The sequence below is a fragment of the Nocardia sputi genome, assembly GCF_023501985.1.
In genome coordinates this window covers 136,023-149,641 of the sequence record NZ_JAMFLC010000008.1, presented here as the reverse complement: position 1 = coordinate 149,641, position 13,619 = coordinate 136,023, and the positions used below count along the sequence as shown (strand labels likewise).

Here is a 13,619-nt window from a genome sequence, read left to right as displayed (position 1 = left end):
AGCGAAATCAGGAAAGTTCGCCTTCGGCTCGCCCAGGCAGGGCAGACGCCGCGAGGAAGTCCCGCCCGCGCAAACACCGCACAAACACGCGCGCCGCAGGCTTGGCAAATCTGACACACTCACGTACACACTGGTTCCGTGACCTCCACGCAAGCCCAGCAACATCTCGACACCGGACCACCCGCGGAAAAACCGACTCCACCGGTTCCACACCGGGGTCACGGACGCCTTTCGGAAGTGCCGCATATCGCGGGGTCGACGCTCGGTGTATTCGCGGTGCTGTGCTTCTTGTGGAGCCTCTCGCCCGGACTGCGTTTCCTGACCCACGTGCCGCGCCACTATATCGATACCTATTACTTCGACGCGCCGGACACGAATCTGATGTGGGCGCTGGTCGTCGGCCTGACGGCGGGCGCGATCGCCAGCCGCAAACGAATCGCCTGGTGGTTGCTGGTCGGTTATCTCGCCATCTACGCGGTGATCAACGGCGTCACTTTCGCCGAGCGGGGCAGCATTCACGCGCTGGTGGCGATGGTGGTGCACCTCGCCGTCATCGGCGTGCTGATCGCGGCATGGCCGGAGTTCTACACCAAGGTGCGCCGCGGCGCGGGGTGGAAGGCGCTCGGCGTGCTGGCCGGTGGTCTCGCGGGCGGCGCGCTGCTCGGCTGGGGCCTGGTGGAATTGTTCCCCGGCAGCCTCCCGCCGGGCGTGCAGCGACCGGGTTGGGCGATCTACCGCGTGACGGCGGCGGTGCTGGCGGACAACGAGCACTTCGACGGGCATCCTCCGCCGTTCGTCAATTTCCTGCTCGGCCTGTTCGGCGCCGCCGCGCTGCTGGCGGCGGTGATCGTCCTGCTGCGCTCGCAGCGGGCGGCGAACGCGATGACCGGCACCGACGAGTCGGCGATCCGCGGATTGCTGGAGCGCTCGGACGTGGAGGATTCCCTCGGCTATTTCGCCACACGCCGGGACAAGGCGGTGGTATTCGCCCCGAGCGGCAAGGCCGCGGTGACCTACCGTGTGGAGCTGGGTGTCTGCCTGGCCGGCGGCGATCCGGTCGGCATTCGCGAGGCGTGGCCGCAGGCGATCGACGCCTGGCTGCGGCAAGCGGATCGATTCGGGTGGGCTCCCGCGGTGATGGGAGCGAGCGAACTCGGTGCGACGGCGTACCGGCGCGCGGGTCTGTCCGCGCTGCGCCTCGGCGACGAAGCCATTCTGGACACCAGGAACTTCTCGCTGGCCGGTCCGGAGATGAAGCCGGTGCGTCAGGCCGCGAACCGGCTGCGCAGACACGGTGTCGGGGTGCGCATTCGCAGGCACCGCGATATACCGGCGGAGGAGTTCCCCCGGATCATCACCCGCGCGGACCACTGGCGCGATACCGAGACCGAGCGCGGGTTCTCCATGGCGCTGGGCAGATTGGGCGATCCGCTGGACGGCGACTGCTTGCTGGTCGAGGCGGTCAACCCGCAGGGCCGGGTGCTCGGCATGCTGTCGCTGGTTCCGTGGGGCCGCACCGGCGCCTCGCTGGAGCTGATGCGCCGCGACCCCGGCGGCCCCAACGGCGTGATGGAGCTGATGATCTCGCAGCTCGCGCTCAATTCCGAGCAGTACGGCATCACCAAGGTGTCGTTGAACTTCGCCGTGTTCCGCTCGGTGTTCGAAGAGGGCGGCCAGATCGGGGCCGGTCCCGTGCTGCGTTTGTGGCGGGGCGTGCTGCTGTTCTTCTCGCGCTGGTGGCAGCTCGAGGCGCTGTATCGCTCGAACGTGAAGTATCAGCCGCACTGGGTGCCCCGGTTCTTCCTGTTCGAAGAGCGCAGGCAGCTGCCGCGGGTCGCGGTGGCCAGCGCCTTGGCGGAGGGCTTCCTGCCGCGGCTCGGCAAAGAGCCCGACACCGCGACGCACACCGGCGTGCACACCGCCGTGCCCGCGACCGTGACGGGCCTGCACGCCGACGGCAGCCCGCCGGACATCGCGGAGATCGAGGGTGAGGAGCAGTTGCCGCGCAGGCCCGAACAGGTCCGCGTGCGCATGGACAAACTGACGCGGCTCACCGATTCCGGTATAGATCCCTACCCGGTCGCCTATCCGCCGACGCATACCGTCGCCGACGCGCGGCGTTCCCCGCGCGGCACCACGGTCCGGGTCTGCGGCAGGCTGCTGCGCATCCGCGACTACGGCGGCGTGATCTTCGCGGTGGTCCGCGACTGGACCGACGACATCCAGTTGGTCATCGATCGCGACCGGGTCGGCGCCGACCGCAGCGCCGAGTTCGGCGAGTTCTTCGATCTCGGTGATCTGATCGAGGTGAGCGGCCAGATCGGGACCAGCAGGCGTGGTGAGCTCTCGCTGCTCGCGGCGGATTGGCGGATGCTGGGCAAGTGCCTGCACCCGCTGCCGGATAAGTGGAAGGGGCTGGCCGATCCCGAGGCCAGGGTGCGGCAGCGCTACGTCGACATGGCGATCAACACCGAGATCCGCGAGGTGCTGGCCAAGCGGAGCGCGGTGGTGCGCTCACTGCGGGACTCGTTGAACTCCTGGGGTTACCTGGAAGTGGAGACGCCGATCCTGCAACAGGTGCACGGTGGCGCCAACGCCACGCCGTTCGTCACCCACATCAACGCCTACGACCTCGACCTGTACCTACGGATCGCGCCCGAGCTCTATCTGAAGCGGCTGTGCGTGGGCGGTATGGAGAAGGTGTTCGAGATCGGGCGGACCTTCCGCAACGAGGGCGTCGACTTCAGCCACAACCCCGAGTTCACCATTCTCGAAGCCTACGAGGCGCACAGCGACTACGAGCGCATGATGCACACCTGCCGCACGCTGATCCAGAACGCCGCGATCGCCGCCAACGGCGCGATGGTGGCCTTGCGGCCCAATGGGAACGGGACCTTCGAGGAGGTCGACATCTCCGGCGAGTGGCGTGTGCAGACGGTGCACGGCGCGGTGTCGGAGGCGATCGGAGCGCAGATCACGCCGCAGACCACGGTCGAGGAGTTGCGCGAACTGTGTGAGCAGGCCGAAGTGCCTTATCAGCACGGCTGGGACGCCGGCCAAGTGGTGCTGGAGATGTACGAGCACCTGGTCGAATCCCGCACCGAGGAGCCGACGTTCTACATCGACTTCCCGACCTCGGTGTCCCCGCTGACCAGGCAGCATCGCAATATCCCCGGCGTCGCCGAGCGCTGGGACCTCGTCGCCTGGGGCGTCGAACTCGGTACGGCCTACAGCGAACTCACCGACCCGGTGGACCAGCGACGCAGGCTCACCGAGCAGTCACTGCTGGCGGCCAACGGGGACCCGGAGGCCATGGAACTCGACGAGGACTTCCTGCAGGCGCTCGAGCACGCCATGCCGCCGACCGGTGGGCTCGGTATGGGCGTGGACCGGATCGTCATGCTGATCACCGGACGCAGCATTCGCGAGACCTTGCCGTTCCCGTTGGTAAAACCACGCTGACCGAGCCTTCGCCATGGAAGAGTTCTCATCGAGCGAATCGGACGGCTACCCTTGGAGATTCGGCTCCGGGAGGAGGCCGATACACCTTAAGGGGTTCGGATATGTACCTTGACCTGCTGACGAACGCGAGCCTGCTGGACCACACCGTGTGGGCGAGCCCGGACACATGGAACTCCGCGCTCGACCTCGCCGCCAAAAAGAAGAAGAGCAGCAGGGGCGGGTTGATCTTCGGTGCGATCTGCTGCCTGCTGGTGGTCGCGCTGATCATCGGCGGCATCTACCTGCTGACCAAGCGCAAGAAGAACCAGTAGCGGCAGACGTCGACGGCCCGTTCGCACGACGCGAACCGGGCCGTCAGCGCAGTGTGAGCCGGATGTCGAGAGTCGGCGTGCCATACCGCAGCGAAGAACCGCCGAGTTGGCGGTCCCGCCGGAGTACTCGTCCGACCGAGCCCGGCGACCGGGTTTACAGCCGATCGATCTCGGTGAGGTCGATATCCATATCGAACGGCACGGTCAGCTTCAGGCGATCGTGGTGGATGCCGGTGAGCGCGTATGTCGTCGTGGCCGGATCCAGTTCGTAGGCATAGACAACCGGGCGGCCCTCTGCATTCTCGACTCGCCAGAAATGCGCGATCCCCGCTCGGGCATACAGTTGTGGCTTACGCTCTCGATCCCGAGTACGCGATTCCGCCGACACGACTTCGACCGCCAAGACGACGTCGTCGGCTCGATAGGAAGTGAGCTCCGGACCGCCGTCCCGGTCAGCATGGATGACCAGCAGGTCGGGTTCGGGACGCTGATCCCGCCCGAGCGTCACCGTCATCTCCCGCCGCACCCGCAGGTGAGCCGGAGCGAAATGACGGAGCGCGGAGTCGAGCAGGGTGATGACCAGCATGTGAAACTTCGCCTGCGGACTCACGAAAACGAGACTCCCGTCGATCAGCTCCGTGTGGGGGGGAAGATCAGGCAGGCGATCGAGATCCTCGGCGACGAATCCGCCCGGCGGCGGACGCAGCCACTGCGGAAACGGCTCGACGGTCATGTTCCGAGTATGTCACCCGACAGAGCCGGACGCAGGCTCCACAGGGCCGGATGGAACAGGTCAGGGGCATGCGGCAGAGTGAGACGGGTGCAGTTGATTCTCGTTCGCCACGCCCAGCCCGTCCGGATGCTCAGTTCGGGCGGGCCGGCCGATCCGGAGTTGGCCCCGGTGGGGTTGGAGCAAGCCGAGCGGGTGCCCGGGGCGCTCGGTCATCATCGCGTCTCCCGGGTGGTGAGCAGCCCGCAGCGGCGGGCTCGGGAAACGGCGGCGCCGACGGCCGCGAAACTCGGACTCGGCGTCGAGATCGTCGACGATCTCGCCGAATACGATCGCGATCTGCCCGCCTACATTCCGATCGAGGATGCCAAGGTCGAGTTCCGCGACGCCTATGAGCGGATCAAGGCCGGGCATCTCCCGCTGCAGGTGGACGGTGCGGCGTTCAAGGCCAGGGTGCACGCCGCCGTCGCCGATATCGTCGCGGCCGCCGATCCGGCCGACACGGTCGTCGCCTTCGCACACGGCGGTGTGGTCAACGTGCTACTGCAAGAGGTCCTCGGGTTGGAAAGGCCGCTGACCTTTCCCGTCGACTACTGCTCGATCACCCGGATCCTGTTCTCCCGCACCGGACGCCGCACGGCCGCCACCGTCAACGAGAACGGGCATGTCTGGGACCTGTTGCCGCGCAATATCGCGACGCGCTGAGCTTTCACAGCCGATTGCCAGGACCATCGCACCGGTGTCCCAGTGACGGAACCTTCGATGGGACCGGTGAGCCGCTGGCGAAACAGCGGCTCACCGTTCGAGAGAAAGGAATTCCATGTCGCTCTCCAAAACCGCTACGCCGCTGCGGCGTCTCACCAGGGTCACCGTCGCCGGTGCGCTGATCGCCGTCCCGCTCGCCGCCCTCGCGGCGACCGCGTCCGCTGAAACCCCCGTCGATCGTGGCGAGGTACACGTGGTGGACGCGCCGCAGCAGGGCGCCGAGATCGATGGTCGCCCCCGCCATTTCGAACGCCACGAACGGCATGACGGCCCGCGCCGCGGGCCGGGCGACTGCCCGGGACCTGATGGTCCGGTGATCAAACACTTCCGGCACGATTTGCCGCCGACCGGGTCGAGCTAGTCGGTCGACCACATCGAAAAGGGCCCACCTCCGAACTCGGAGGTGGGCCCTGGGTTTCGGATGACTCAGGCCATGCCCGCGATCCAGTTGTGCATCCAGGAGATGGCCGTCTGGCCGCCGCCCACGGGGTAGCTACCGTACAGGGTGTGCGCCTGCGACTTGTAGAAGCGCTCCAGGTCCTTGGCGCGCTTCTGGTTGGCCGAGTCGGTCAGCTGCGCCTGCAGGATCGGGACACCGCCCGAGGTCATCAGGTCGCCGAGAATGTTGCCCGCCTCGATCTGGTAGCGCCACATATTGGCCGGGTTGGCATCCGACGCCTGGGCGAGGAAGCCTGCGAACCGCGTGACGAAATCGTCGGTCGCGGTCGCGCAGTAGAGGTCGTTGAGCGCGCAGATGGTGCGGGTGCGGTCGCTGAGCCAGCCGAAGCCGCCGACCCGGGGACCGCCCGCGCCCGCGCCCGCGGCGACGGGGCCGACCTGGATGTCGGTGGGCGAACGGCGCGGATCGGAGATCAGGCCGACACCGGCGACGCGGTCGGGCGGCACTACACCGAGACCGGTGCCGAGCTCGGCGGCGAGATCGCCGGCGGCGTCCGCGCCCTGGCTGTAGCCGACCAGCGCGATCTTGGTGGCGCCGCACTCCTGCGCCATGTTCGCGATCAGACCGCGCGCGGTGTCGACCGCCTCTTTCTTGGAGTTGCCGTAAACCTCACCCTCCCAGGGGAAGGCGGTGGCGGCGTAGGTGACGTAGTCGACCTTTGCGGAGGACGGTAGGCCCCGCGTGACGCCGGACAGCATGCCGGGCTGCGGGGTCTTGTCCCGCCCGGTCTCCCAGGTGCCGGGGATCGCCACCACGTACAGACTCGGGCATCCGGGAGCGGCGCTCGCCGAACCGCTGCCTAAAACCAAGCCGGACATCACAGTCGCGGACGCGCCCAGAGCCGCGACGATCTTCTTCCACTGCATACCGCTCCAAACCTCGCCCTCGTCGAACTCCCGCCGAGTTGCCGCGTCAATGCTGAACTCACCGGATGTCGTTCCAGTGCACGCCAGGTGAACACGAGTCATCCGGACGGATGACGTGCACCCTTACCCACATCCCAAGATCAGCAACGCGCCCGAGATAACAATAGGGCCACAACCACCGCAATGCCATTCGAACCTCGCAGTGTGTCGAATTCCCGTCACTGGTCCGATGGCAACCGGGCGAAACCGGCGGTCGACCGCGAAAAGGCGCCTGCGGACAAGTTGTCCACAGGCGCCTTTGTTTCCGCTCCGGTAAGAGAGGGGATCTAGCGCTGAGCCACCATGGTGGGGGTGATCGGCGCCGGAAGGGCGGTCTCGCCTTCCAGGTACCGGTCGACGCCCGCGGCCGCGGCGCGGCCTTCGGCGATGGCCCAGACGATGAGCGACTGGCCGCGACCCATGTCACCCGCGACGAAGACGCCGGGAACGTTGGTCGCCCAGTTCTTGTCGCGCTGCACGTTGCCGCGCTGGTCGTAGCCGACGCCGAGATCGGTGAGCAGGCCCGGCTTCTCGGGACCGACGAAGCCCATGGCCAGCAGCACCAGGTCGGCCTCGAGGGTGAAGTCGGTGCCCTCGACCTTCTCGAAGCGGCCGTTGACCATCTTGACCTCGTGCGCGTCCAGACCGGTCACCTTACCGTCCGCGCCGACGAAGCGCTCGGTGTTCACCGAGAACACCCGCTCGCCGCCCTCCTCGTGCGCCGAGGAAACCCGGTACATCAGTGGGTAGGTCGGCCACGGGGTCGAGTCGGCCCGCTCCTCGGGCGGACGCGGCATGATCTCGAACTGGTGCACGCTCGCCGCGCCCTGCCGGTGCGAGGTGCCCAAGCAGTCCGCGCCGGTGTCGCCTCCGCCGATGATGACGACCTTCTTGCCCTTCGCGTGGATGGGCGGCAGCCCCTCCTCGTCGGTGACGTCGTCGCCGTGCTGCACCCGGTTGGCCCAGGGCAGGAACTCCATGGCCTGGTGGATACCGTCCAGGTCGCGGCCCGGGATCGGCAGGTCACGCGCCAGGGTGGCGCCACCGGCGAGCACGATCGCGTCGTACCGCTCGCGCAGCTGCTCGGCGGTGATGTCCACGCCCACGTTCACGCCGGTCTTGAAGATGGTGCCCTCGGCCTCCATCTGCGCCAGACGGCGGTCGATGAAGCGCTTCTCCATCTTGAATTCCGGGATGCCGTAGCGCAGCAGACCTCCGATGCGGTCGGCTCGCTCGAACACGGTCACGGTGTGCCCGGCGCGGGTCAACTGCTGCGCGGCGGCCAGACCGGCCGGGCCGGAACCGACGACGGCGACCTTCTTGCCGGTCAGGCGGGTCGGGTAGACCGGGGTCACCCAGCCCTCGTCGAAGGCGTTCTCGATGATCTCGACCTCGACCTGCTTGATCGTGACCGGATCCTGGTTGATACCGAGCACGCAGGACGCCTCACACGGCGCGGGGCACAACCGCCCGGTGAACTCCGGGAAGTTGTTGGTCGCGTGCAGCCGGTCGATGCCTTCGCGCCAGTGGTCCTTGTAGACCAAGTCGTTCCACTCGGGGATCAGGTTCCCCAACGGACAGCCGTTGTGACAGAACGGGATACCGCAGTCCATGCACCGGCTGGCCTGGGTGCGCAGGGTCTGATGGGAGAAGTTCTCCTCGTAGACCTCTTTCCAGTCCATCAGGCGCAGCGGCACCGGCCGCCGCTTGGGCAGTTCCCGTGCAGTGTGCTTCAGAAAACCCTGGGGGTCAGCCACGTGCGGCCCCCGAATGGTCACAGCGCCTCGTCCACGTCATCTCTAGAACTTCCTTAGCCACGAGCGGCCTCCATAATCGCCTCGTCCACGTCCTTGCCGCTCTTCTCAGCTTCGGAGATGGCGAGCAAAACTTTCTTGTATTCGCGCGGCATGACCTTCACGAAGTGGTTCACCTGCTGCGACCAATCGCTCAGGATGCGATCGGCCACCGCGGAACCCGTCTGGTCACGATGCTGGGTGATGATGTCGTGCAGCCAGGTGAAGTCGTCACCGGCCAGCTGCTCGACGGCGTCGGCCTGCTCGGGGTTGAGCTTCGCGGCGAAGGTACCGTTCGGGTCGAAGACGAACGCCACGCCGCCGGACATACCGGCGCCGAAGTTACGTCCGGTCTCGCCGAGGATGACCACCCGGCCACCGGTCATGTACTCACAGCCGTGGTCGCCCACACCCTCGACCACCGCGGTGGCGCCGGAGTTGCGCACGGCGAACCGCTCGCCGACCACACCGCTGAGGAAGACCTGACCGCTGGTTGCGCCGAACAGGATCACGTTGCCCGCGATGATGTTCTGCTCCGAGGCGAACTCGCCGGGCGCGTCCAGCGACGGGCGCACCACCAGCCGGCCGCCGGAAAGGCCCTTGCCGACATAGTCGTTCGCGTCACCCTGCACGCGCAGCGTGATGCCCGCGGGTACGAAAGCGCCGAAGCTGTTGCCCGCCGACCCGGTGAAGGTGATGTCGATGGTGTCGTCGGGCAGGCCCGCGCCGCCGTAGAGCTTGGTCACCTCGTGCCCGAGCATGGTGCCGACGGTGCGGTTCACATTCGTGATCTTGGTCTCGAACTTCACCGCCTGACCACGCTCCAGCGCGTCGCGGCTCTGCACGATCAGCTGCTGGTCCAGCGCCTTGTCCAGGCCGTGGTCCTGGGACTTGGTGCAGCGGCGGTCCTGGTACATGAACGCCGTCTCGACGTCGTCCAGGATCGGCGACAGGTCCAGCTTGCTGGCCTTCCAGTGCTGCTTGGCCTTGGAGGTGTCGAGCAGGTCGACCCGGCCGATGGCCTCGTCCAGCGTGCGGAAGCCCAGCTGGGCCAGCAGCTCCCTGACCTCTTCGGCGATGAACAGGAAGAAGTTCTCGACGAATTCCGGCTTGCCGGTAAAGCGCTCGCGCAGCACCGGGTTCTGCGTCGCGACGCCGACCGGGCAGGTGTCCAGGTGGCAGACCCGCATCATGATGCAGCCCGAGACCACCAGCGGCGCGGTGGCGAAACCGTACTCCTCGGCGCCGAGCAGCGCGGCGATCATCACGTCGCGACCGGTCTTCATCTGGCCGTCGACCTGCACGACGATGCGGTCGCGCAACCCGTTGAGCAGCAGCGTCTGCTGGGTCTCGGCCAGACCGAGCTCCCAGGGACCGCCCGCGTGCTTCAGTGAGGTCAGCGGCGAGGCGCCGGTGCCGCCGTCGTGACCGGAGATCAGCACGACGTCGGCGTGCGCCTTGGAGACGCCCGCCGCGACGGTGCCGACGCCCGGCTCGGCGACCAGCTTCACATGGATGCGCGCCTGCGGGTTGGCGTTCTTCAGGTCGTGGATCAGCTGCGCCAGATCCTCGATCGAGTAGATGTCGTGGTGCGGCGGCGGCGAGATCAGGCCGACACCCGGCGTCGAGTGCCGCACCTCGGCGACCCACGGATACACCTTGTGCGCCGGAAGCTGCCCGCCCTCGCCGGGCTTCGCGCCCTGGGCCATCTTGATCTGGATGTCGGTGCAGTTGGTCAGGTAGTGCGCGGTCACGCCGAAGCGGCCGGAGGCCACCTGCTTGATCGCGCTGCGCCGCCAGTCGCCGTTCTCCTCCGGCTCGAAGCGCGACGGCGACTCGCCGCCCTCACCCGAGTTCGACCGGCCGCCGAGGCGGTTCATCGCGATCGCCAGCGTCTCGTGCGCCTCGGCCGAGATGGAGCCGTAGCTCATCGCGCCGGTGGAGAACCGCTTCACGATCTCCGAAGCCGGCTCGACCTCCTCGATCGGGATCGGGTTGCGCGCCCGGTGCTTGAACTTGAACAGACCGCGCAGCGAGGCCAGCCGCTCGGACTGGTCGTCGACGAGCTTGGTGTACTCCTTGAAGATCGAGTACTGACCGGACCGGGTGGCGTGCTGCAGCTTGAACACCGTGTCCGGGTTGAACAGGTGGTATTCGCCCTCGCGCCGCCACTGGTACTCACCGCCGACCTCGAGTTCGCGGTGCGCGCGCTCGTTGCGGTTCTCCAAGAAGGCGACCCGGTGCCGCTGCGCGACGTCGTCGGCGATCTCGTCCAGGCCGATGCCGTCCAGGTGCGAGCGCAGACCGGTGAAGTACTCGTCCACCAGGTCCTGCGACAGGCCGATCACTTGGAACAGCTGGGCGCCGTTGTAGGAGGCCAGGGTGGAGATGCCCATCTTGGACATCACCTTGAGCACGCCCTTGCCCGCGGCCTTGTTGAAGTTCGCGACCGCCTTGCGGTAGTCGGCGCGCAGATCGGCAGCACTTCTCCCCTGGTCGCTGCGCTCCTGCCCGCCGGTGCTGCCCGGCATCTCCAGCGCGCCGCGCTCGAGCATGTCCTCGATGGTCTCGAAGGCCATGTACGGGTTGATCGCGGCCGCGCCGAAGCCGACCAGGGTGGCCATGTGGTGCACCTCGCGGGCGTCACCGGCCTCCACGACCAAGCCGACCATGGTGCGGGTGCGCTCGCGCACCAGGTGGTGGTGCACAGAGGAGGTGAGCAGCAGCGACGGGATCGGCGCCAGCTTCTCGTTGGACTCGCGGTCGGACAGCACGATGATCCGCGCTCCGCCGTCGATGGCGGCCGACACCTGGGTGTTGATCGCCTCCAGCGCCTTGCGCAGGCCCTTGCCACCCTTCTTCACCGGGTACAGGCCGCGCACGACCACCGAGCGCAACTCGGGGTGCGATCCGTCGTCGTTGATGTGGACGAGTTTGGCCAGCTCGTCGTTGTCCAGGATCGGCTGCTCCAGCGCGATCATGTTGCAGGACTCCGGCCCCGGGTGCAGCAGGTCGGCCTCCGGGCCGATGTTGCGCTTGAGGCTGGTGACCACCTCTTCCCGGATCGCGTCCAGCGGCGGGTTGGTGACCTGCGCGAACAGCTGGGAGAAGTAGTCGAACAGCAGGCGCGGGCGAGCCGAGAGCACCGCGATCGGAGTGTCGGTGCCCATCGAGCCGAGCGCTTCGCCGCCGGTCTTGGCCATGGGCGAGATCAGCAGGTTGAGCTCCTCGGTGGTGTATCCGAAGATCTGCTGACGGATCAGCACGCGGTCGTGCGACATGTGCACGTGCGGGCGGTCGGGCAGGTCGGCGAGGCGGGAGACACCCGCGTCCAGCCACTCCTGGTACGGGTGCTCGGCCGCGAGCTGGGACTTGACCTCGTCGTCGCCGACGATGCGGCCCTGGGCGGTGTCGACCAGGAACATGCGGCCCGGCTGCAGACGCGCCTTCTTGACCACCTTGGACGGGTCGATGTCCAGCACGCCGACCTCGGAGGCCATCACGACCAAGCCGTCGTCGGTCACCCAGATGCGGCTGGGCCGCAGGCCGTTGCGGTCGAGCACGGCGCCGACGACGGTGCCGTCGGTGAAGCACACCGATGCGGGGCCGTCCCACGGCTCCATCAGCATCGAGTGGTACTCGTAGAAGGCCCGCTGCCGCGGATCCATGGTCTCGTTGCGTTCCCATGCCTCGGGAATCATCATCAGCACGGCATGGGGCAAGCTGCGGCCGCCCAGGTGCAGCAGTTCCAGCACCTCGTCGAACCGGGCGGTGTCGCTCGCCCCCGGGGTACAGATGGGGAAGATCTTCTCCAGCCGGTTCTTGCCCGCGGAGTCGACGCCGAAGACATCGCTGCGCAGCAGCGCCTCGCGGGCGCGCATCCAGTTCTCGTTGCCGGTGACGGTGTTGATCTCACCGTTGTGCGCCACCCGGCGGAACGGGTGCGCCAGCGGCCAGGAGGGGAAGGTGTTGGTGGAGAACCGGGAGTGCACGATGCCCAGGGCGCTCTCCACGCGGGAGTCCTGCAGATCCAGGTAGAACGCGCGCAGCTGCGGCGTGGTGAACATGCCCTTGTAGACGAAGGTCTGCCCGGACAGGCTCGGGAAGTAGACCGACTCCCTGCCGACCGCGCCCTCACCCGCACCGGCCGACCCGAGTTCGCGCTCGACCCGCTTGCGCACGACATAGGCGCGGCGCTCCAGATCCATATCCGACAGCGGATCGGAAGCGTTCTTCGGCGAGGCGATGAAGATCTGCCGGAAGGTCGGCATGGCGTCGCGCGCCAGGGCGCCGAGCGAGGACTCGTCGATCGGCACCTCACGCCAGCCGAGAACCTCGAGACCCTCTTCCTTCACGATCTTCTCCACACCGTAGGCGGCGCGCGCGGCTTCGCGACGGGCCTGCGGGAGGAAGGCGATACCGGTGGCGTAGGAGCCCTCCGGAGGCAACTCGAAATCCACGATGGCGCGGAAGAAGCGGTCGGGGACCTGGATCAGGATGCCCGCGCCGTCGCCACTGTTGGGCTCGGCGCCCGCGGCGCCACGGTGCTCCAGGTTCAACAGAGCCGTAATAGCCTTGTCGACGATGTCGCGGCTGCGGCGGCCGTGCATGTCGACGACGAATGCGACGCCGCAGGCGTCGTGCTCGTTCGCCGGGTCGTAGAGCCCCATGGGTCCAGGTGACCGGTGGCCAGGAAGTTGCGTCATGCCTCTGCCTTCAAGAAAGTGGGCCTTCGAAGAAAAACGGCCTTTCGTCGAACGCCTCCGTACAAGACTGCGCCCGTACGTTCCGAAGCCAGCCGCGCTGATGGTCTTCGGCGTGCAGTCAGGTCTGCAGTTGTTTCCACCCGCTTCTGTGACGTAGTGGGTGCCCTTCGGTAACGGATCCCTAACAAGATCCTTACCTCCGAGCAGGTGCCCTCCCGCTACGCTGAGCACCGGCTAGGGGCTGCCCGAGCGGGCGAGGTAGCCGAACGTTCTGTGTTCGGCGTAAGAGCAAACGATAAGTCAGGTCCAGGGCCCAACCAACTTAGGTTTCGCTAATAACCAGGTTTAGCTGGGCTTCTGCATTGGGTCCTCCACGTGTGCGCGTTGTCCAGTGTAAAGCAGCGCCTGCCGTGCGATCGATCCCCATGGCACCCGGTGCCAGCTGGGGAAACCGACGCGCGACACCGACCCGAGACCTTCCTCACTA

At 67.2% G+C, this 13,619-nt stretch carries 8 protein-coding genes; 4 read left to right on the top strand and 4 right to left on the bottom strand.

All coding sequences use genetic code 11. The features are described from left to right. Window positions 1–138: 138 nt before the first annotated feature. Together lysX and M8859_RS13245 are read left to right on the top strand one after the other, a co-directional pair. Complete coding sequence (gene lysX / locus M8859_RS13250; protein WP_195069844.1) at window positions 139–3,462, top strand: bifunctional lysylphosphatidylglycerol synthetase/lysine--tRNA ligase LysX; 3,324 nt, start codon at window positions 139–141, stop codon at window positions 3,460–3,462. A gap of 101 nt (window positions 3,463–3,563) precedes the next feature. After that, on the top strand, window positions 3,564–3,773 hold the full coding sequence (locus M8859_RS13245) for a hypothetical protein (RefSeq protein ID WP_195069845.1): 210 nt from the start codon (window positions 3,564–3,566) through the stop codon (window positions 3,771–3,773). 154 nt (window positions 3,774–3,927) lie between these two features. Here the strand turns inward: M8859_RS13245 and M8859_RS13240 are convergent, their stop codons facing one another. Further along, complete coding sequence (locus M8859_RS13240; protein ID WP_159922333.1) at window positions 3,928–4,506, bottom strand: Uma2 family endonuclease; 579 nt, start codon at window positions 4,504–4,506, stop codon at window positions 3,928–3,930. A gap of 87 nt (window positions 4,507–4,593) precedes the next feature. Between M8859_RS13240 and M8859_RS13235 the strand changes: the two genes are divergently transcribed. Both M8859_RS13235 and M8859_RS13230 read left to right on the top strand, forming a co-directional pair. Continuing rightward, window positions 4,594–5,208 (top strand): histidine phosphatase family protein, encoded by a 615-nt coding sequence (locus tag M8859_RS13235; RefSeq protein ID WP_195069846.1) that lies wholly within the window; start codon window positions 4,594–4,596, stop codon window positions 5,206–5,208. 115 nt (window positions 5,209–5,323) lie between these two features. Next, window positions 5,324–5,629, top strand: coding sequence for a hypothetical protein (locus tag M8859_RS13230; protein ID WP_249644291.1), 306 nt, complete (start codon window positions 5,324–5,326; stop codon window positions 5,627–5,629). Window positions 5,630–5,694: 65 nt separating this feature from the next. Here the strand turns inward: M8859_RS13230 and M8859_RS13225 are convergent, their stop codons facing one another. From M8859_RS13225 to gltB, 3 genes are all read right to left on the bottom strand, one after another. Beyond that, on the bottom strand, window positions 5,695–6,594 hold the full coding sequence (locus M8859_RS13225; RefSeq protein ID WP_249644290.1) for a cutinase family protein: 900 nt from the start codon (window positions 6,592–6,594) through the stop codon (window positions 5,695–5,697). Window positions 6,595–6,920: 326 nt separating this feature from the next. After that, window positions 6,921–8,390 (bottom strand): glutamate synthase subunit beta, encoded by a 1,470-nt coding sequence (locus tag M8859_RS13220; RefSeq protein WP_159922325.1) that lies wholly within the window; start codon window positions 8,388–8,390, stop codon window positions 6,921–6,923. A 53-nt stretch (window positions 8,391–8,443) separates the two neighbouring features. After that, window positions 8,444–13,132 carry a glutamate synthase large subunit gene (gene gltB, locus M8859_RS13215; protein WP_195069848.1) on the bottom strand — a complete coding sequence of 1,563 codons (4,689 nt, stop codon included), beginning with the start codon at window positions 13,130–13,132 and terminating at the stop codon, window positions 8,444–8,446. Window positions 13,133–13,619: the final 487 nt, after the last annotated feature.

Excerpts from the sequence above, each read along its gene's own strand:
- M8859_RS13245 (WP_195069845.1), top strand. The coding sequence starts at position 3,564 with ATGTACCTTGACCTGCTGACGAACGCGAGCCTGCTGGACCACACCGTG.
- gltB (WP_195069848.1), bottom strand. The coding sequence starts at position 13,132 with ATGACGCAACTTCCTGGCCACCGGTCACCTGGACCCATGGGGCTCTAC.
- M8859_RS13230 (WP_249644291.1), top strand. The coding sequence starts at position 5,324 with ATGTCGCTCTCCAAAACCGCTACGCCGCTGCGGCGTCTCACCAGGGTC.
- M8859_RS13240 (WP_159922333.1), bottom strand. The coding sequence starts at position 4,506 with ATGACCGTCGAGCCGTTTCCGCAGTGGCTGCGTCCGCCGCCGGGCGGA.
- M8859_RS13225 (WP_249644290.1), bottom strand. The coding sequence starts at position 6,594 with ATGCAGTGGAAGAAGATCGTCGCGGCTCTGGGCGCGTCCGCGACTGTG.